Source organism: Burkholderia sp. E168m15 (assembly GCF_016586105.1).
GTDB lineage: Bacteria > Pseudomonadota > Gammaproteobacteria > Burkholderiales > Burkholderiaceae > Burkholderia > Burkholderia orbicola.
The window spans coordinates 58,356-78,603 of record NZ_BCPO01000119.1; the positions used below are offsets into that span (position 1 = coordinate 58,356).

Here is a 20,248-nt window from a genome sequence, read left to right on the forward strand (position 1 = left end):
GATCCCGCTCGACTTACCTGTACGGAAACCTGACATGACCCAGCACGCAGACCAGTTGCTCGCCGCTTTCGCGCACTTCTTCCCCGGTGCCGCCACGATCGGCTCGTATATCGACGGCGAACTCGTCGCCGGCCAGGGCGACACGATCCAGCTTTACGATGCGGCGACGGGCGAGGCCACGCTCGCCTATCGCGACGCCGGCGCAGCCGTGATCGACCATGCCGCCGAAAGCGCACGCCGCGCGCAGCGCGAATGGTGGGCGCTCACGCATGCCGCGCGCGGCCGCGTGATGCAGGAGGTGGCGCGCGCGATCCGCGCCGAGGCCGACGCGATCGCGCGGCTGGAGGCGCTGGGCTCGGGCAAGCCGATCCGCGACTGCCGGGGCGAGGTGGCGAAGGTCGCCGAGATGTTCGAGTACTACGCGGGCTGGACCGACAAGTTCTACGGCAGCGTGATCCCGGTGCCGACCTCGCACCTCAACTACACGCGCCGCGAGCCGGCCGGCGTGGTGCTGCAGATCACGCCGTGGAACGCGCCGGTGTTCACTTGCGGCTGGCAGGTGGCGCCCGCGGTGGCGATGGGCAACGGCGTGCTGCTCAAGCCGTCGGAGCTCACGCCCTTCACGTCGCTGGCGGTCGCGAAGCTCGGCGAGCGGGCCGGGCTGCCGCGCGGTCTGGTCAACGTGCTGGCCGGCTTCGGTCACACCGCCGGGCAGGCCGCGATCGCGCATCGCGTGGTGAGCAAGGTGGTGTTCGTCGGCTCGCCGGCCACCGGCGCGCGCATCGCCGAGGCCGCCGCGCGCCGCGTGCTGCCCTGCGTGCTGGAGCTGGGCGGCAAGTCGGCCAATATCGTGTTCGCCGATGCCGACCTCAAGCGCGCCGCGCTGACCGCGCAGGCGGCGATCTTCGCCGGTGCGGGCCAGAGCTGCGTGGCCGGCTCGCGTCTGCTGGTGCAGCGCGCCGTCTACGACGAATTCGTCGCGATGGTGGCTGCGGGCGCGAAGAAGATCCGTGTCGGCGCGCCGCTCGACGAGGCGACCGAGGTGGGCCCGATCAACAATCGCAAGCAGTACGACCACGTGATGTCGATGATCGCGAACGGCGTGGCGGCGGGCGCCACGCTCGCCAGCGGCTCGGCCGAGCGCGTCGAGACGGGCCGCGGCGGCTACTTCGTCGCGCCCACCGTGCTGGCCGGCGTGTCGAACGCGATGGAGGTGGCGCGCACCGAGATCTTCGGGCCGGTGGTGGCCGCCATCCCGTTCGACACCGAGGAGGAGGCGATCGCAATCGCCAACGACACCGACTTCGGCCTGGCCGGCGCGGCGTGGACCACCGACGTGGCGCGCGCGCATCGCGTGGCCGCGCAGGTGAATGCCGGCACCTTCTGGGTCAACGGCTACAAGACCATCAACGTGGCGTCGCCGTTCGGCGGCTACGGCATGAGCGGCTACGGCCGCTCGAGCGGGGTCGAGGCGCTGTACGAATACACGCAGACCAAGAGCGTGTGGGTCGAGACGGCGGAAGCGCCGCCCACCGCGTTCGGTTATCTGTAATCACCGGTCCGCATGCGACGGCAGCCGGGCTTCAAGGGGAGATTCGTCATGGAACACGCACTGGGTATCGAGCGCCGCGAGCTGGGCGGCGCGGCCACCGCCAAGGTCCTGCTTTACGCGGCCGGCATTTTGCTGGTCGCCGAATGGATCGGCTCGTTCACGTTCAAGCTCGGACCGGGCAAGGTCGTGCTGCTGCCGATGATCTGGGCGCTGCTGCTCGGCGCCGCGGTGGGGCTGGCCAGCGCGCGCTGGAACAGCAGCGCGCGCCTGAGCGTGCCCGACCAGTTCTTCGCGGCCGCGATCCTGCAGCCGGCGCTGCTGCTGTTCGTCTCCAAGCTCGGGCTGATGGTGGGCAGCGCGCTGCCCAAGCTGGCGTCGGCGGGCTGGGCGCTGGCCTTCCAGGAATTCGGCCACTTCGTCGGCACCATCCTGCTCGGCCTGCCGCTCGCGTTGCTGCTCGGCATCAAGCGCGAGGCGATCGGCGCGACCTTCTCGGTGGGCCGCGAGCCGAGCCTGGCGATCATCGGCGAGAAGTACGGGATGGATTCGGCCGAGGGCCGCGGCGTGCTGGCCGAGTACCTGACCGGCACCGTGTTCGGCGCGGTGTTCATCGCCGTGTTCGCGGGTTTCGTGAGCAGCCTTGGCATCTTCGATCCGCTCGCGCTGGCGATGGGCTCGGGCGTCGGCTCGGGCAGCATGATGGCGGCCGCGTCGGGCGCGATCGCCGCGCAGCAGGACCCGGAGACGGCGAAATCGGTGCTCGCGTTCGCCGCGGCCAGCAACCTGATCACCACCACCATCGGTACCTACTTCACGCTGTTCATCTCGCTGCCGCTCGCAGTCTGGGGCTATCGCGTGCTGGAGCCGTTGATCGGCCGCACCACCAAGGCTTCGGCGCAGCCCGAGGCGGCCAGCCCGTCGCTGGGCGAGGTGCGGACCGAGGCGCCCGCGCTCGGCTACGGCGGCAAGCTGCTGGCCTGGATCGTGACGGCCGCGATGGCGCTGGTGTGCGACTGGATCGCCCACGGCACCACGCCGCTGGCGGGACTGCCGGGGATCGCGATCATGGTGGGCGCGACGATCGTCGGCGACGCGCTGGCGCGCGTGACGGGGCGGCGGATTCCGGCGGTCTGCTGGGTATCGGTGGTGGCGATGTTCCTGACCTCGCCGTGGTCCCCGTGGGCTTCGCAGATCGCCGCGCTCAGCTCGCACAACGATTTCCTCGGCGTGACCACGCCGATGCTGGTGTTCGCGGGGTTGTCGATCGCCAAGGACATCCCGGCCTTCCGCCGGCTCGGCTGGCGCATCGTGCTGGTGTCCTTCGTGGCCAATGCCGGCACCTTCATCGGCGCGACCCTGGTGGCGCAGCTGTTCCATATCTGACGTCTCGCGGCGCGGCGGCGGGCGGCATGGAGCGGCCCACCGCCACGCCACGCCGCGACGACCGCAAAAGTACTTCCCTCCGCATGAAACTGATCGATTCCATCGTCGCGCACGCCGACGAACTGACGGCGATCCGCCGCGATATCCATGCCCATCCCGAGGTGGGTTACGACGTGTTTCGCACCGCCGAACTCGTCGCCGAGCGGCTCGAGCAATGGGGTTACGCCGTCACGCGCGGCGTCGGCCGCACCGGCGTGGTCGGCACCTTGAAGCGCGGCGGCAGCGGGCGTGCGATCGGCCTGCGCGCCGACATGGATGCGCTGCCCGTGCAGGAGGCCAACACCTTCGCGCATCGTTCGACGGTGCCCGGCGCGATGCATGCGTGCGGCCACGACGGGCACACCACCATGCTGCTGGGGGCCGCGCGCCATCTGGCGCGGCACGGCGAGTTCGACGGCACCGTGCAGTTGTTCTTCCAGCCGGCCGAGGAAGCGGGCGGCGGCGCGCGCGCGATGATCGAGGACGGCCTGTTCGAGCGTTTCCCGGTGGATGCCGTGTTCGGGCTGCACAACTGGCCCGGCATCGCGGCTGGCGATTTCGCGGTGCGGCCGGGGCCGCTGATGGCCTCGACCAGCCTGTTCCGGATCGACTTGCGCGGGGCCGGCTGCCACGCGGCCATGCCGCACCTGGGCCGCGATCCGGTGTTCGCGGCGGGGCAGGTGCTGAGCGCCCTGCAGGGGATCGTCACGCGCAACCGCAATCCGATCGACGGCGCGGTGCTGTCGGTCACGCAGGTGCATGCGGGCGAGGCGATGAACGTGGTGCCGACCGATGCCTGGCTCGGCGGCACGGTGCGGACCTTCTCCGATGCGACGCTCGACCTGATCGAGACGCGCATGCGCGCCGTGGTGGCCGCGACGGCCGCGGCCTTCGATTGCGAGAGCGAGGTGGATTTCCAGCGCCAGTATCCGGCTACCGTGAACGATGCCGAACAGACAGCAGTGGCGGTAGCGGTGATGCGCGAGCTGGTGGGCGACGCGCATGTGAACGCGGCCGTCGATCCGACCATGGCGGCGGAGGATTTCTCGTTCATGCTGCGCGAGAAGCCGGGTTGTTATGCGTTCCTCGGGAATGGGGTGGGCGATCATCGCGTGCACGGGCATGGCGGCGGGCCTTGCCTGCTGCATAACGCCAGTTACGACTTCAACGATGCATTGTTGCCGGTGGGAGCGAGTTATTTCGTGAGGCTGGTGGAGCGGGTTCTGGCGCGGTAGGGAGATGGTGCTGGCATACTCTGACGCGTTCCGACCAATCTTGCAGGGGCAAACGCGTGATGCGCGTCGATCAGCCGGCCTTTCTGGGTTCTCTTTTTCTGGCGCGTCTTGCAGACCAGATGCTGCTCTTCCTGGTACCGCTCGTCGTCTTTCAGGTCACCCAGAAAGCGACGTGGTCCGGGCTCGCTTTTTTCATCGAAACGCTCCCGCGATTCATTGCCTTCCCGATCTGCGGTGCACTGAGCGACCGCGTGTCGCCGATTCGCGTGCTGCGAACGAGCCAGGCCAGCCGGGCCGTCGCCTGTTTGATCGGCATCGTCGGCTATGTCGCCTGGAGCGGAATCGGCTGGCTGATCGCGCTGTCCGCCGTATGCGGCGTACTCACGAGCCAGGGTCTCGTCGCCCGGGAGGTGCTGCTGCCGCAGATTTTTCCGCTGCAGCGCTTCGAGAAAGTGCTGGCCCATACGCAGCTCGCCGATCAGTCGGGCGTCGTGCTCGGGCCGATCGTCGCGGCGGCGCTGCTGGGCTTCCGTACCTGGGAGTGGGGCGTCGCTTGCGCGGCGCTACTGTTCGTCGTGGCGGATCTGTTGGCGTTCGTATGGCAACGCACCAGCACGGCGCGCATCGCGCGTCCCGAGCACGCGGTGGGGCCGTGGTATGCGCCGTTCGGCGTCGCGCTGACGCATGTCCTCACGCTGCCGGGGCTCTCGCGGCTCGTCCTGCTCGCGGCGGCGGAAAACCTCGTGATCGGGACGACACTGGCGACGTCGGCTGCGATGGTCACCGGTACGTTTCGGCAGTCGGGCGGTTTCTATGCGGGGCTGCAGGTCGCGGGCGCCGTCGCGACGGTCGTGATCCTGTTGTTCGTCGCGCGTATCGAGGTGTCGCGCGTGCGGCTCGGCATCGTCGCATTCGTCGCGATCGCGGCCGGCGGCCTCGTGATGGGCCTGTCGGGTTCGATTGCGATGTACGTTGCCGGTTTCCTGATGGTCATCGGTTTCGACAAGATGTTCAACGTGTACATCCGCAGCGCACGGCAGGCGATCATCCCCCCTCGGGACTATGGCAAGACGACGGGCGTCATCGTCCTGCTGAACAACGCGACGCAGCCGCTTGCCGGGCTGCTCGTGGGGCTCTTCTCCGGCCGCGGGCGCGTGGCGCTCGTCGTGACGCTGACGTCGATCGGCATGGCGATACTGGGTGGCGCGATCGTTGCCCTCGGCGCGGCGCGGACGCGATCGGCCGCGCGTGTTTCGGACTGACGCGACTGACGCCGAAGCCGACGACGCATGGGCCGCATCGGCCTACGCAGCGGGCGCGACCGACGCGCCGGTAATCTTGTGCCGCGCGAGTGCCTCGGCGACGAACCCGGATGCCTTCGCTTCCTCGACGAAGGCCCGCAACGTGTCGGCTGCCGCCGCACCGCGGCTTTTCGGCAAACCCATCGCCTGACGGATCACCATGAATCGTTCGTCGAGCAAACGCAGGCCAGGCGCTTGACGTGCGTCCGCCTCGAGCTGTTGCTTGACGCCGGCGGCGACTTCCAGGCCCTCGTCGAGGAACGTCCGGACGACGGTCGGAGACGTCGGTGCCCGCACGATCCGCGCATGCTTCAACTCGCGCGTCAGGAACAAATCGTAAGCGCTTCCCTCACCAACTGCCACGCGGATCGACGGCTGGTCGACATCGTCGTTGGCGCGAATCGACGATTCATCGCGCACCATGTAATAGCCTTCGATCAAAACGTACGGATCGGTAAACGCGATGGTTTCTCCTCGTCGTGGATCGATGGCGAAGAAGCCGATGTCTGCCCGCTCGTCGCTGACCGCCTGGACGGACTTGCCGGCTGCGTCGAGCACCACGAGTTCAAGTGCCACGCCGAGCGTTGCGGCAAAGGCGCGCGCCAGGTCGACCGACACACCGGCCGGTTCGCCCGATGCGTCCTTGCCCGCGAGAATGGGATTCCCGAGATTGATCGATGCCCGCAGCTTGCCGGTGGGTGTGAGTGCGCGAATGACGGATGGGTCGGGTTTCATGTCGATAGCGTGAAGAAAAGAAATTCATGGGTGGGCACGGGCCTTCAGCCGCAGACCCGTGCATCGCTCGACTCGCGTTGCGCGAGCGCTCGGGGCCTCAGCAGTATCGCGACGGCCAGCACGCTGGCGAGCGCAATACCGCCCGCGAGAAAGAACGCGCTGAAGAACGTATGGCTTTCCTGCACGAGAAAGCCGGTTGCAGCCGGGCCGACGATGCCCGCGCAGTTGGCGATCGCATGTACGCAGCCGCCGACACTGCCGAGTTTCGGGCCGGGGATCGTGTCCTGAATCAGTGCCCAATAGGCGCTGCCGCTCAGATAAAGGGCAAACACCGCAACGGCCATCAACAGCAGCGCACCGAGCGTCGTGGTCACGGCGCCGGCCAGCGTGACGCACACGCCTGCCGTGCCGAGACAGGCGATCAATACCCGCTTGCGCGCGAGCAGTGCGTTGCCCGTGCGGCGAAAGATCAGATCGGACAGCACGCCGCTCAGTCCGTAGCCGATGAACCCCAGCAGCCAGGGCAGCACCGTCGCGAGACTCATGCTTTTCAGGCTCAGGTGACGGTCCATCGTCAGAAAGGTCGGGAACCAGGTGAGAAAGAAAAACAGGATGTAGCTGTAACCGAAGTACGAAATCATCGCCGCGAGAATGGCGGGCTGCTTGAGGTAGAAGCCGAGGGGCCGCAGGTCCGACGGGCTTTCCGGGACGCTTCGGTCGGATTCGATCAGCCGGCGTTCGTCATCGGATACGCGTGCATGCTGATGCGGCTTGTCGGTCGCCATGAACATCCAGAACACCAGCCAGAGCAAGCCGAAACACGCGATGCCGGCGAATGCGACGCGCCAGCCGTAAGCGGCCGTCAGCAGGCCGACGACCGGCCCTGCAACCGCGCCGCCCAGCGGCAGGCCGCAATTCGCGAAGCCGAATGCGGTCGCCGATTCCTTGTGCGGAAACCAGTTGTTCACGATCTTGTTGATCGTCGTCGCGAGCGGGCCTTCGGCCATGCCGAACAGCGTGCGGACGGCCAGCAGCGAGCCGAAGCCGCCGGCAAGACCGGTCGCGCCGCATAGCAACGACCACGTCAGGACTGCCCCGGAGAAGACGCGCTTGCCGCCCCAGCGATCCGCCGCCCATCCGCCGATGAAATTGAATGCCGCGTAGCCGATGAAGAATGTCGAGAACAACAGCCCGAGGCTGCTCGGCGACATATGCAGTTCCCGCATGACGGCGGGGGCGGCGACGGACAGCGCCGCACGGTCGAGATAATTGATGAAGCCTGCGATGAACAGCAGCAGGACGATGCGCCATCGAATGTTTGTCACCTGTCGCTCCCTGGAGCTTGTTATGTGCTTGACGGCCGGGCGCTCGAACGCGCTATCCGGTCCGTCGCTTGTCGGTTTGCTACCGCGCCGTGCGTTTGGAACGGCGCGAGCGTGGCGGGCCACGCTCGCGAACGCGGCGTTCAGCGCCGCGGACGGGCGGTCGCTTCCAGCATCGCGAGCTGTGCCGCGCCGATATCGATGCCTTCCGCCATCTGGCGTTCCAGGCGACCGAGTTCGATCTCGCCGGGCACGATCACGGGCGCCTCCGGATCGGCGGGTTGGGAGCCGTGCAGGATCGCCGCGTAATCGGCCATGCGCGCGACGAGCCACCCGGTGCTGCCGAGCCGGGTCGTATCGATGAGAATGAAGAAGTGGCCGAGATTCTGCGGTTGTTCAGGGTCGTCCTCCCACGACTTGACGTGCGTGAGATACGCCGCTCCGGAAAGCAGTCCCGCGAACAGGTCGACCACCAGTGCGAGGCCGTAGCCCTTGTGGCCGCCGATCGGCAGCAGAAAGCCGTCGAGCGCGGCTTTCGGATCGGTGGTCGGTTTGCCGTGAGCGTCGGTGGCCCAGTCGCCGGGAATCGGCTCGCCCCGCTTGAGCGCGTTGCGGATCTTCGCCCGTGCCGCGACGCTGATCGCCATGTCGAGCATGAACGGACGACCATTCGGGTTCGGGACGCCAAAGCCGACGGGACTGTTGCCCAGGCGGGCGTCGGTGCCGCCCCACGGCGCGATCGTCGTCGTCGCGTTACTGCCGATGATGCTGGCGAAGCCCTGCATCGCCGCGAGGTACGAATAGGGTGAGACGGGACCGAAGTGATTGCTGCCGCGCACGAACACACAGGCAATGCCCTGTTCGCGTGCGGCCGTCATCGCCAGATCGAGTGCGCGATGGCCGACGAGCGGGCCGATGCCGTTGTCGCCGTCGAGGCGGTAAAGGGCCGGCGCCACCTGTTCGGTGGTGATCGACGGTGCGGGATTGATGCCGCCGATGCGCAGGCGCGAGCCGTACGATTCGATACGGCTCGTGCCGTGCGTACGCAGACCGAACAGATCGGCAAGCACGAGGATCGTGGTGGTGTCGGTCGCATCGGCGCGCGTCAGGCCGAGCGCGCAGAGTGCTTCGATGGTCAGCTCGGTCAGATGTGCCTTGCTGACGATGCCGTGGGTGGGAGTGGGCTGGGTCATGGAACGCGTTGTCTCCTTCGATTTGAAAACCGTGCGGTTCAAGCGGCTGCGAATAGCACGCCGCTTGCGTTTCGCACATGATCGAGCAGGAGCGGTTCACGCAACAAACGCATATTTTCGTTCGATTGGTGCGTCATGCGCACGAATCGAACCCAACCCAATCACCGGATGCCCGCGAAGGCCTTGCCGTGCCGCCCGAAGCCGAGGGCCGGTGCTTCGCCTAAGCGGCCGCGCTTGCGGGAGGCACACCGGGTGCACGCATCTCCGTCAATAGCTGAAGGAAGAAGCGGCCCGCGGAGGACAACCCGCGGCCGCGCCGCTGGATGACACCCAGCGTTCGCCGGATCGGCGGATCGACGAGCGCGACGCTCGCAAGTGCCTTGTGCGGGCCGCGGGGCATCGCGAGCCGAGGCACGACACCGACACCCAGGCCCGCTTCGATCAGACTCACGAGCGCGGGCACATGGCGTACCTCGCAGAACCATTTGGGCCGCTCGGCCGCGCCTGCCAGCGCCTCGTCTATGACTGCGCGATTGCCGCTGCCTTGTGCGATGGCCAAATACTCGAGGCCGGCGAGCTCCGCCCACGCGACGGATTTGCGCTTTGCGAGCGGATGACTGCGCGGGCAAGCGAGCACGAAAGGGTCGTCGAGCAGCGGCGTGAATTCGATGTCCGGCTCTTCGGTGCCGACGTAAGTCAGGCCAAAATCGGCTTCCCCGCGCGCGACGGCGAGAAAAACCATCGACGACGGCTCGTCGATGAGACGCAGGCGAATGCCCGGGTAGCGCTGATGATAGGTCGCGATGGTTTCCGGCAGGAAGTAGCGCACCGCCGACGGCACGCACGCGACCGTGAGTTCGCCGGTCATCTTGCGGGCAAGGTCGTCGAATTCGAGCATCGAGTTGTCGACCTCGTTGAGGATGCGGTGAGCGCGCTCGAGAAACCCGCGGCCGACGATCGTCAGGTCCATCTTCCGTGTGGTTCGCTCGAACAGTCTGACGCCCAGCACCTCTTCGAGTTTTTCTATCCGGCGCGACAGCGCGGACGCCGACAGATGCAACGTGTCGGCCGCCGCGCGAAAGCTGCCGAGGTCGGCCGTCGCCACGAAGGCCCGCAAATCCGATATCTCGAAATTCATGCCGATGACCACAGCGAGGGAAAGGGATGCTCAGTTTCGGCGTGCCGATGGGGGCTGTCAATTCATGCGTACGGCACACGAATTCGCCGGCGCGATCGTCCTGTCTTGCGGCGCGCCACTCCCATACTGCTCGGTGCCGGGTACGCAGCGAGGTCGGCCGGGCGGCCGGCTCAAGTGATCCTTGCCGAATCCGCCGAAGCGCGCAAGCGAGTGATGTCGCGTGCCGGCGATTCTCCAAAGTGGCGGCGATATTCGCGACTGAACTGCGACGGGCTCTCGTAACCCACGCGGATGGCGGCGGTCGTGACGTCGATGTCGTGGACCAGCATCAGGCTGCGCGCTTGCTGCAGCCTGAGTTGCTTCTGGAACTGCAGCGGCGTCATCGCCGTCACCGCGCGAAAATGCTCGTGCAGACTCGACGGGCTCATGCCCGCTTCCGCGGCAAGCCGCTCGATGCTGAACCGTTCCCGGAAATGCTTGCCGAGCCATGCGATGGCGCGACCGACCTGAGCCACCCGGCCCTGGCTGGCGGTAATGTGGCGCATCCTGGCGCCGTCGGGACCGGCGAGCAGGTGATAGAGGATTTCCTGTTCGGCAAGCGGCCCGAGCACGGGCAGCGCTGCCGGATTATCGAGCAGCCGCAGCAGGCGCAGCGCCGCATCGAGCAGCGCGGCGCCGGCGTCGGACACCGTCTTGCCGACGGGCGGGGAGGGCGCTTCCGGTGGCGGCGGCACGCGCAGCGCCAGATCCGCCAGCATGACCGGATCGAAATCGAGGTACAGGCACAGGTAGGGTTTGTCGGGCGTCGCATCGACCACGCGGCCGGTTGCCGGCAGATCGTAGGTCACGACTCCGTAGCGCCCAGGCGCATATTTCAAGACACGGTCGCCCAGCGTGACCTCCTTGTGTCCTTGTGCGACGAGACAGAGTTGCGGCCGGTAAACATTCGGCATCGGCATCGTCACCGTGGAGGATCGAACGAGCGTCATCCGCTCGATCGGGGTGGCCTGGAAGCCGTCCATCGACACGTGCCGGGCAATCACGGAAGCGATTTCAGTCAAGGTTTCCATGCATCCGACTATCGCATGCCGCACGGAAGGGCGGCAATGTGAACCTGTTTCTGGAGGATCGTGCAGCTATTTCGGGATATCAGGCTAACGGTTCGGCGACGCCGCGCATCACAGTGTGAGCGGCAGCCGGGGCACGGCAAACCCGGCCGCGAAACGAATAGGGAACGCATATGACAATCGACAATCCGAAGCCCCCCACGATTGCACTGGGCACGTGGGCCTGGGGCGACAGCGGCGAGGCGGGCAATGGCTACTTCGGCAGCAGCCTCACGCGGGCTGGCCTGGAAGCGGTCGCCGACAAGGCACATGCGGCCGGATTCAGCCTCTGGGACACCGCCATGGTGTACGGCATGGGCCGTTCAGAAACCGTACTCGGCGAAGTGCTGAAGCGCTTCGCGCGCAGCGACTACCGGCTTTCCACGAAATTCACCCCGCAGGCCGCGGGAACCGGCGCCGATCCGGTGGCGGACATGCTGGCGCAGAGTCTGGCCCGCCTCGGTACGGATTACGTCGACCTCTACTGGATTCACAATCCGGCCGATGTGGCGCGGTGGACACCGCACCTGGTTCCGTTGCTCGAGAGCGGGAAGATCAAGCACGTCGGCGTCTCGAATCACAACCTGGGCGAAATCGAACAGGCCGACCGGATTCTCCGCGAAGCCGGGTTTCGGGTCGAAGCGATCCAGAACCACTACAGTCTGCTTTACCGCGATTCCGAGCGCGCCGGCATCCTCGACTATTGCCGCGATCGCGGCATCCCGTTCTTCGCCTATATGGTGCTCGAGCAGGGCGCGCTGAGCGGCAAGTATGGTCCGGCGCATCCTTTGCCGGAAGGCAGCAACAGGGCGCAGACCTACAATCGCATGCTGCCTCGGCTGAAAGCGCTGACGGATGCACTTGCCGCGATCGGTCGGAAGCGCGGGGCAGCCGCGCCCGATGTCGCGACGGCCTGGGCCATCGCCAAGGGAACGACGCCGATCGTCGGCGTGACCCGGCCCGACCATGTCGATGGCCTGGCTCGAGCCAGCCGCATCACGCTTGCCGCCGACGAAATCGCCGAACTGGAAGCGCTCGCCGATGCTGCCGATGTGAACACGCGCGGCTGGTGGGAACACGAGATGCAAGGCTGAATGCCGTGCTCGCGATCGTCGTCGACGTCGTGCCGTCCCGCGTCGACGCACCGTTTCGTCGATGCGCCGCGACCAGACGCGCATTTCGTTCAAACGTGATCAAACGAAGGAAACATGCTCATGCGAGCCATTCAGATTCATGAATACGGCGGCCCCGACGTGTTGCGTCGAGTGGATATCGACGTGCCGAAGCCGGGCGCGGGCGAAGTGCTGGTGCGTGTGGTCGCGGCCGGCATCAACTTCATGGACGTTCATACGCGACAGGGGAAGTACCGCGATTCGCGCACCTATCCCGTGCGGATTCCGTGCACGCTCGGCATGGAGGGCGCGGGGGAGGTCGTCGAGGTGGGGGCGGGCGTCACGTCCGTGCGCGCCGGCGATCGCGTCGCGTGGTGCATCGTCTGGGGTGCATACGCCGAGTATGCCGTCGTGCCCGCCGCACGGCTTGCACGCATCCCGGACGACATTGCGTACGATCTCGCCGCAGCAGCGATCTTTCAGGGTTCGACCGCGCATTATCTGCTCGACGACGTCGGCAAGCTCGAAGCCGGCATGACCTGCCTCGTCCATGCGGCATCGGGCGGTATCGGCCAATTGCTGGTGCAGTTGGCGAAGCGGCGCGGGGTCGAAGTGTTCGCCACCACGAGCACGGCCGACAAGGCCGCGATCGCGCGTGCGCGCGGTGCGGATCACGTGCTGCTCTACGAGCACGGCGGCTTCGCGGACCGCATCCGCGAACTGACCGACGGTCGCGGCGTGGACGTGGTGTTCGATGCCGTCGGCAAGACCACTTTGCGCGACAGCTTCCGCGCGACCCGGGTGCGCGGGCTGGTGGTCAACTACGGCTCGGTGACCGGCCCGATCAGCGATCTCGACCCGTACGAACTCGGCGAAGCCGGCTCGTTGTTCCTGACACGCCCGCGGCTCGCCGATCATCTCGCCGACGCAATCACCGTGCAGCGCCGCGCCGACGACGTGTTCGCCGCCATCGCGCAGGGGGCGTTGCATGTCGAAATCAACGGACGCTACACGCTGGACAACGTCGAGGACGCGCACGCCGCTCTCGAGGAACGCCGCCAGTCGGGCAAGGCGGTGATGGACATCGGGTAGTCCCCACCGGGCATTCAAGCGACGCAGCCTCCGGGCCGGCGATGCGCAAGCGTCACCGCTGGCGCAACTCCTTCCTCGGTCCGAGGGGAACGGCGTTTCACATACGGCTTGCCGCAGCGCCGCGCACGCTCAAAGCGGCAGCACGGAAGTCTGCTTGATCTTCTGCATCGGAATCTCGGTCTTCACGCTCTGCACGCCTTCGATTCGGGTCAAGTGGTCGATCTGGAGTTTTCGATAGGCGTCGATATCGGCGGTCACGACCCGCAGCAGGCAATCGCAATCGCCCGCCATCAAGTGGCACTCGAGCACCTGTGGCAGCCGTTGAACCGCCTCGGTGAAACGGTCGACGGTTTTCGCGTCCTGGCTCGTCAGCCAGATACGGACGAACACGGTCAACCCCGCGCCGATCTTCGAGGCGTCGAGCAGCGCCGTGTAGCGTTCGATGACCCCGGCCTGTTCCAGCTGCCTGACCCGACGCAGGCACGGTGACGGCGACAAGCCCACTTTCTGCGCCAGTTCCACGTTCTGGATGCGCCCATCTTCCTGGAGCGCTCTCAGAATGCGACGGTCCATTTCGTCCAGTTCGATCGCGGTCATTAATCGGACCTATTCGGTTGAGGCATGCAGTGCCGGAATGTTCGTTTTTTGAAGCATTGAATTGCCAAAACGCTTCCATCTTAGGTCGAACACGCAACCTGAAATTATTTTTTCTACGATAAATTTTGGCCCGTAGCAGCCGGGGCGGTCCCGCTGCCGATCAAGGGGCAAAAATGAGCACCGGTTCCGTCCAGCACTTCGCATTCGAACAAAATCCCCATCCCGTCCCGGCGGCCGAGCGCGCCGCGCTGCTCGACGATCCCGGTTTCGGCCGCGTCTTCACGGATCACATGGTGACGATCCGGTACTCGGCGGAACAAGGGTGGCATGACGCGAAAATCGGGCCGCGCGAAGCGTTCCGATTCGATCCGGCCACGCTCGTGCTGCATTACGCGCAGGAGATTTTCGAGGGCTTGAAAGCCTACCGGTTGCCTGGCGGCGGCGCGGCGTTGTTCCGTCCCGACGCGAATGCACGGCGCTTTCGCCACTCCGCCGAGCGGCTCTCGATGGCGCCGTTGCCGGAGGCGATGTTCGTCGAATCGGTCCGTGCGCTGGTGCGGGCCGATCGCGACTGGATTCCGGCGTTCGACGGTGCGGCGCTGTATTTGCGCCCGTTCATGATCGCGACGCAGGCGGTGCTCGGCGTGAAGCCGTCGCCGGAGTACCTGTACTGCGTGATCGCGACGCCGGTCGGCGCGTACTTCAAGAGCGGCGCGGCCGGGGTCACGTTGTGGGTGTCGGAGCACTACACGCGGGCGGCGCCGGGCGGCACGGGCGACGCGAAATGCGGCGGCAACTACGCGGCGAGCCTGGCGGCGCAGGCGGAGGCGATTCGCGAAGGCTGCGAGCAGGTGGTGTTTCTCGATGCGGTCGAACGCCGCTGGATCGAGGAACTGGGCGGGATGAACGTGTTCTTCGTATTCGACGACGGGTCGATCCAGACGCCGCCGCTGAACGGGACGATTCTGCCGGGCATCACGCGTGCGTCGTTGATCACGCTGGCCCGGGAGCTGAATTACACGGTGCGGGAGGAGGGCTACACGATCGAGCAATGGCAGGCGGATGCGCGCAGCGGTCGACTGGTCGAGGCGTTCGCATGCGGCACGGCGGCGGTCGTGACGGCGATCGGCCGGGTGAAGGGCCGGGCGTACGACTTCACGATCGGCGAAGGTGGCGCGGGGCCGGTCACGCAGCGCCTGAAGGCGGCGCTGCTCGATATCCAGAACGGGCGCGAAGCCGATCGCCACGGCTGGGTAGACCGCGTGTTCTGAGTTCGGCACGGCGGCCCTCGCGACGCGCGACGGCCGTCATGAAAGCCGTGGCCGGCATGCCGGCCGGAAGCCGCCGCGCTGTCTCCTGGAATTCCTCGATCATGTCAGCTGTTTCGTTGTCACGGGCGATTGACCGCCTGTTCATTGTCGACCCTGGTCTTCATCGTCTGCTGGGCGGTGCGCGCGCCGCGCTGGCGAGCTTGCTGGCCGGTGCGCTCGGCATTGCGTCGGCGCTCCATCTCGGTTTTGCGATCACTACCGGCGCGGTGGGCATCCTGTTCTCGATGATCGCGCCACTCTTCCTGCGCGATGCTCACCGGCTGGACTGGTATGAGTCGCTTGCGTGGCAGTACGGCACCGCATGCGCAAGCTTTGCCGCGGCCGCCTGCGTGAGTGCGTGGCCGGCCGTCGGCAAGGCGGGGTTCGTGATCGTCCTGTTCTGTTCGATGCTGTGCCAGACCCGCGGGCCGCGCACGATCGGCTGTGCGTTCCTGGCGATCGCCATGTACTACCTCGGTCTTTATCTGCATCCGGCCGCGCTACAGGCCGGCCACATGCTGGCGATGTCGATCGCCGGCCCGGCAAGCGTCGTGCTCGTCTGCCGCGTGCTGTTGCCGGTGCACGCGGCGCCCACGCCACGGCTCATCGCGCGCTCGGTATCGCTGCACGCGGCGTGTATCGCACGAAGCGACGTGTCGGATGCCGGCGCGCTGGATGCGATGGCCCATTTACTGGCGCTGAACGAAGCCGCCATCGCGCTCGAGCATCACGCGTCGACACGCGATGAAGGCGACACGCGCGCGTTGCACATCGCGCTCGTCGCATTGGAGATCGCGTCGGCTCGACGCGTGCTGAGCCGCGATCGAACCGATGCCGCCGCCGCGGTGCTACGTGCCGCGATTGCCCGCTTCGAGAGCGTCGTCGACGGCCTGGCGGCGCGCATGACCGCCGCACCGCCGCCCGCGACGCCGCGGCCCGCGCGCGCGGTGCCGTGGACCGCCGGCTGGCGCACGCTTGCATGGTTGCCGGCGATCCGCGCCGCGGCGGCTGCGTGCGCCGCGATGTTGATCGGCGAGACGCTGTCGTCGGAGCGGTGGATGTGGGCGGTGCTCAGCACGTTCGTCGTGTTCTTCGGCACGTACTCGTGCGCGGACACGATCTATCGCGGCGCGCAACGCGTCGCCGGGACGCTCGCCGGCGCGCTCGCGAGCGTACTCGTCGTCGGCGCGGCTCATCATGCGAATGCACTCGTGGTCATCGTCATGGGCGTGTGCGTGTTTGGCTGGGCGTACCACATCCTGCACGCCTATGGGCGCGGCGTGTTCTTTCTCACGGTGCTGATCGGCCTCGTCTATGCGCAACTGGGGTTCGAGATCGGCGCGCTTGCGGAACTGCGTATCGGCGAGGTGTTGATCGGCTGCGCGGTGTCGCTCGCGGCGGCGCTGCTGGTGATGCCGCTGGCGGCGTCGCGCCACATTGCGACGCGCTCGCACGGGCTGTTGGTGGCGCTGCGCGAACTCGTGCACGAGCGCGACGACGGCACGCGGCCGGGCGCGGCGCAGATGCGCGCGGCCGATCGCCGCTTTCACGACGTGCGCATGGCGATCCGGCCGTTGGCCGCGTGGCGCATGCTCCGTGCGTCCGGCGACGCCCGACGGTTGTCGGACACGTTGCTGTCCTGCTGGCTGTATGGCCGAATCGTGGCGACACGCCTGCCGGTCGAAGCCGGTGGCCCGGATGTCGCATTCGAGCGGCCGGCGCGCGCGGCTGTCGTCACGCGAATCGATGCGTTGATCAGCGATCTGGATCACGGCCGGTCGATGCGACTCGATGCGGCTGCGAGCGTCGGGCACGGAACGCTTGCGGTAGCCGGCGACCCTTCGTTACCGGCCCATCGGGATCTGGCGCGGCTCGACGCGAAGTTGACCGAACTCAACCGCGCATTCGAGGACGCGCTGTTCGGAAAAAATACGGGCGAGGAACGCTCGCATCGCGCCGATGGCAGCGCTCTCGCCCCCGATGTTCGGGAAGCGATACGTTGTTCAGGTATCTGAAGCATCGAGCGCCAGCCGGATGGCGTCGCGCGTCCTGCGTGTCGCCACGGCTGCCTGCATCGTGCGGAATAGCTCGACGAACCCCGGGTTGGAAGCGAGCCCGAGCGGGGCGAACGGCTTTGAATCGAGGATCGCGAGTGGCGCGCCGCTTCGCACGCGCTCGAGATCCGCTGCCTCGAATTGCGGCTCACTGACTGCGAACGCGTTGCCGAGATCGTCGACACCCTTCAGGTAATGCTGGAAGCAGGCCAGCAGCAGGGCTTCACGGCGCATGTCGCCGTGACGCGCGATCAATGCCCCGATGGTCTTTTCATGAAACACCGGGATCTTCGACGCGCCGTCGTGCGCGACGCGCAGCAACTGATCGCCCAGTGCGGCGTTGCGGAAGCGCGCGAGCGTATCGCGGGCATAGGCGCGTGCGGACACGCCATGCGGTAGCGTGAGGATCGAGCCGACGTCCCGGGTAAGGAAGATGTCGAGCAGCGCCGCGAGATCGCGATCGGCCATGGCGTCATGGACGAAGCGATGTCCGAGCAGAATCGCCGGGTAAGCGAGCAACATGTGGGAAGCGTTCAGCATGCGCCCCTTCATGGACTCGTACGCATGGACGTCGTCACGCAATTCGACGCCCGCTGCGTCGAATGCCGGGCGGCCGGCGCTGAAGCTGTCCTCGACCACCCATTGCGAGAACGTTTCGGCAACGACGGGCGCCGTGTCGTCGAAGCCTGACAACCGGTTGGCGCGCAGGCGGATCGCGTCCGTCACCTGCGGCGCGATCCGGTCGACCATGCTGTTCGGGAACGCGACGTAACGCTCGATCCAGGCGGCGAGATCGACGTCGGTCGCCCGTGCGAAATCGAGCACCGCGCGCCGCGCGGTATCCCCGTTACCGCGCAGATTGTCGCAGGACATCACGGTGAAGGGCAGTACGTTGGCGGCTCGACGCCGTCTGAGCGCTTCGACGATGAACCCGAACGCGGTACGGGGCGGTCCGCCCAGCAGATCGTGTGCGACGTCGGGCGTATCGAACCGGAATGCGCCGGTCGTCTCGTCGAGGTTGTAACCGCCTTCCGTGATGGTCAGCGATACGATCCGGATCGCCGGATCGGCAAGCCGGGTCAGTACGGCTTCCGGGTCGGCCGGTGCGTGCAGATACTCGATCATTGCACCGATGACGCGCACGACCGTCGTGCCGTCGCTCGAGAACTCCGTCAGCGTATAGAGGCAATCCTGCGCGCGAAGCGCGTCGGCCTTGGCGACCGAGGCCGGGCCGCTACCCAGTCCGATTCCGCATATTGCCCATTTTTCGTGACCGGGCAGATGCAGCACATGATCGATGTAGCGCGCCTGATGGGCGCGATGGAAGTTGCCGACGCCGATATGCGCGATGCCTGCCGTCAGGCGATGGCGGTCGTAGGCAGGAACGGCGACGTGCGGCGCCGCGCGTCCGAGGGTTGCATTGGCGAGCGGATGGCGCGTGTCGTCTTCGCGCGCCGGAGGGGATGCGTTGTCGTTCATGATCGCGAGGTGTTTCTCGTTCGGGGAAGGTCAGGCGCGTACGCGCCAAGCGGGCGTCGTGTCCTGCATGTGTCGCAGCCAGCGCTCGACGAGCGACGGCAGCGCGGCCATGTCGTCGAAGACGACGGACGCGCCTGCGGCGTGCAGCTTGTCCGTCTGCGTTCGTGCCGCGTGCGCGGCGCCCACGAAGCCGAGTACGGTCATGCCGGCGGCCATCGCGGCGGCCGTACCCGTCGCGCTGTCTTCGACGACGATGCACCGTTCGGGCGCCACATGCATGCGACGGGCGGCGGCCAGATAGACGTCGGGCGCGGGCTTCGGCGAGGGCACCTGGTCGGCCGTGAACAAGCGTTCGCCGAACAGGTCGGCCAGACCGATCCGGTCGACCACGCTGCGCACATAGGCAAGATCGCTGTTGCTGGCGCACGCCTTGACGAGCGGGATGGCGGCGAACGCGTCGCGCACGCCGTCGATGGCCGGCGCATTCACCGCGTTTGCGTGGATGTCCGCGCGAATCGCCTCGACCGTGTCGTCGTCGAGCGGCCGGTCGACGATGGTCGCGACCGTGCGCAGCAATTGCTCGGCTCGCATGCCGAGCAGGGGACGTATGACGTCGCGAAGGCCGGCGAGCCCCCAGAGGTGCTCGAGGCGAGTCACGACGATGCGTTCGGCGACGGCTTCGCTATCGACGAGCACGCCGTCGCAATCGCTGATCAGCGCATGATCCGAAAGTCGACGTGTGGCAGTAAGTTCGTTCATGTCGGTTTCCGTGATGAGAAAGCAGGATGGACGTGACTGGCTTGACCGTGTCCGATCATGAATGGCGCGGCCCGAACGTTCCGCGCTTCAATGCGCGTTCGATGTCCTCGAGGCTGCGACCGCGCGTTTCCGGCACCATCGAATAGATAAATACCCATGCGAGTGCGTTGAGACACGCGTACGCCCACATCGCACCGCCGACACCGAGCCATTTGGTCACGGTCAGTGCAGTGCCGGTCAGCAAGAGGTTCGAGCCCCATAGCATTGCGGCGTGCGCGCCGGTGGCCTGGTTGCGAATCGCGACGGGGTAGATTTCCGCGCCCGTCAGCCAGCCGATGACCTGGATACCGCCGGCGTTGAACACCATGAACGCGATCAGGCAGATGACGATCCACAGTTGCTGCATGGGCAAAACGAAGTCGCCCCGCAGCAGGCAGCCAAGCAGCACGAGGCTGGCTGCCGCGACGGGCAGCGTCGCGAGGCTGAGCGTGCGGCGGCCGACATGGTCGACGGTCAGCTTGCCGATGAAGGTCATCACGAGATAGGTGACGGCGACGCCGAGTGCGGCCCAGAGCGATGCCGACGCGCCGAACCCCGCGTCGCGAAGGAACGTCGGCGTGTAATAGATCATCATCTCGATGCCGCTGAGCTGGGTGAACGCGGCGACGCCGAGGCCGGCAACGAGAGCGGGGCGTACCCAGGGCTCGCGCATCGTGCGCCACCCCGATGTCGCGCCGTCCTGCTGCCGCTCGACCACGTCCCGAATATCGGCAATCTCGTGTCGGACGGCCGCTTGGGATTCCCGCACCTTCGACAACTCGCCATGCGCGTCGGCACGATC

General features: G+C 66.8%; 17 protein-coding genes. 8 read left to right on the plus strand and 9 right to left on the minus strand.

What is annotated here, in order from left to right:
• Positions 1-34: 34 nt before the first annotated feature.
• The 4 genes from JMF86_RS19205 to JMF86_RS19220 all read left to right on the plus strand — a co-directional run bounded on the left by JMF86_RS19205 (position 35) and on the right by JMF86_RS19220 (position 5,471).
• A complete protein-coding gene (locus JMF86_RS19205) occupies positions 35-1,552 on the plus strand; it encodes an aldehyde dehydrogenase (protein WP_011547470.1) in 1,518 nt (505 codons plus the stop codon).
• 48 nt (positions 1,553-1,600) lie between these two features.
• The gene (locus tag JMF86_RS19210; RefSeq protein WP_011547471.1) at positions 1,601-2,935 is read left to right on the plus strand and encodes a DUF3100 domain-containing protein; all 1,335 of its coding nucleotides are present in this window, start codon (positions 1,601-1,603) and stop codon (positions 2,933-2,935) included.
• 83 nt (positions 2,936-3,018) lie between these two features.
• Positions 3,019-4,209 (plus strand): M20 aminoacylase family protein, encoded by a 1,191-nt coding sequence (locus JMF86_RS19215; protein ID WP_012339808.1) that lies wholly within the window; start codon positions 3,019-3,021, stop codon positions 4,207-4,209.
• Positions 4,210-4,268: 59 nt separating this feature from the next.
• The gene (locus tag JMF86_RS19220; RefSeq protein ID WP_011547473.1) at positions 4,269-5,471 is read left to right on the plus strand and encodes an MFS transporter; all 1,203 of its coding nucleotides are present in this window, start codon (positions 4,269-4,271) and stop codon (positions 5,469-5,471) included.
• Positions 5,472-5,513: 42 nt separating this feature from the next.
• Here the strand turns inward: JMF86_RS19220 and JMF86_RS19225 are convergent, their stop codons facing one another.
• From JMF86_RS19225 to JMF86_RS19245, 5 genes are all read right to left on the minus strand, one after another.
• Positions 5,514-6,245 carry an ABC transporter substrate-binding protein gene (locus JMF86_RS19225; protein WP_011547474.1) on the minus strand — a complete coding sequence of 244 codons (732 nt, stop codon included), beginning with the start codon at positions 6,243-6,245 and terminating at the stop codon, positions 5,514-5,516.
• Positions 6,246-6,289: 44 nt separating this feature from the next.
• The gene (locus JMF86_RS19230; protein ID WP_011547475.1) at positions 6,290-7,570 is read right to left on the minus strand and encodes an MFS transporter; all 1,281 of its coding nucleotides are present in this window, start codon (positions 7,568-7,570) and stop codon (positions 6,290-6,292) included.
• Positions 7,571-7,710: 140 nt separating this feature from the next.
• On the minus strand, positions 7,711-8,760 hold the full coding sequence (locus JMF86_RS19235) for an Ldh family oxidoreductase (protein ID WP_011547476.1): 1,050 nt from the start codon (positions 8,758-8,760) through the stop codon (positions 7,711-7,713).
• A gap of 220 nt (positions 8,761-8,980) precedes the next feature.
• Entirely contained in the window at positions 8,981-9,898 is a 918-nt protein-coding gene (locus tag JMF86_RS19240; protein ID WP_011547477.1) for a LysR family transcriptional regulator, read from the minus strand.
• Positions 9,899-10,068: 170 nt separating this feature from the next.
• On the minus strand, positions 10,069-10,968 hold the full coding sequence (locus tag JMF86_RS19245) for an AraC family transcriptional regulator (RefSeq protein WP_011547478.1): 900 nt from the start codon (positions 10,966-10,968) through the stop codon (positions 10,069-10,071).
• 170 nt (positions 10,969-11,138) lie between these two features.
• On the opposite strand from JMF86_RS19245, the gene JMF86_RS19250 reads away from it, so the two are divergent.
• Together JMF86_RS19250 and JMF86_RS19255 are read left to right on the plus strand one after the other, a co-directional pair.
• Positions 11,139-12,098, plus strand: a complete 960-nt coding sequence (locus JMF86_RS19250; RefSeq protein WP_011547479.1) for an aldo/keto reductase — start codon at positions 11,139-11,141, stop codon at positions 12,096-12,098.
• Positions 12,099-12,218: 120 nt separating this feature from the next.
• Positions 12,219-13,208: a quinone oxidoreductase gene (locus tag JMF86_RS19255; RefSeq protein ID WP_011547480.1), complete on the plus strand. Its 990-nt coding sequence runs from the start codon at positions 12,219-12,221 to the stop codon at positions 13,206-13,208.
• Between the two features lie 129 nt (positions 13,209-13,337).
• On the opposite strand, the gene JMF86_RS19260 is transcribed toward JMF86_RS19255, so the two are convergent.
• Positions 13,338-13,796, minus strand: coding sequence for an Lrp/AsnC family transcriptional regulator (locus JMF86_RS19260; protein ID WP_041489475.1), 459 nt, complete (start codon positions 13,794-13,796; stop codon positions 13,338-13,340).
• A 182-nt stretch (positions 13,797-13,978) separates the two neighbouring features.
• On the opposite strand from JMF86_RS19260, the gene JMF86_RS19265 reads away from it, so the two are divergent.
• A complete protein-coding gene (locus JMF86_RS19265; RefSeq protein WP_011547482.1) occupies positions 13,979-15,076 on the plus strand; it encodes a branched-chain amino acid aminotransferase in 1,098 nt (365 codons plus the stop codon).
• Positions 15,077-15,177: 101 nt separating this feature from the next.
• Positions 15,178-17,130, plus strand: coding sequence for an FUSC family protein (locus JMF86_RS19270; protein ID WP_227746117.1), 1,953 nt, complete (start codon positions 15,178-15,180; stop codon positions 17,128-17,130).
• Here JMF86_RS19270 and JMF86_RS19275 read toward each other — a convergent pair.
• From JMF86_RS19275 to JMF86_RS19285, 3 genes are all read right to left on the minus strand, one after another.
• Positions 17,119-18,648, minus strand: a complete 1,530-nt coding sequence (locus JMF86_RS19275) for a mannitol dehydrogenase family protein (protein ID WP_011547484.1) — start codon at positions 18,646-18,648, stop codon at positions 17,119-17,121. The genes JMF86_RS19270 and JMF86_RS19275 overlap by 12 nt on opposite strands.
• Before the next feature lie 30 nt (positions 18,649-18,678).
• Positions 18,679-19,407: an HAD family phosphatase gene (locus JMF86_RS19280; RefSeq protein ID WP_011547485.1), complete on the minus strand. Its 729-nt coding sequence runs from the start codon at positions 19,405-19,407 to the stop codon at positions 18,679-18,681.
• A 55-nt stretch (positions 19,408-19,462) separates the two neighbouring features.
• Positions 19,463-20,248, minus strand: a 786-nt coding sequence (locus JMF86_RS19285) for an MFS transporter (RefSeq protein WP_201317108.1), incomplete at its 5' end; no start/stop codon positions are given.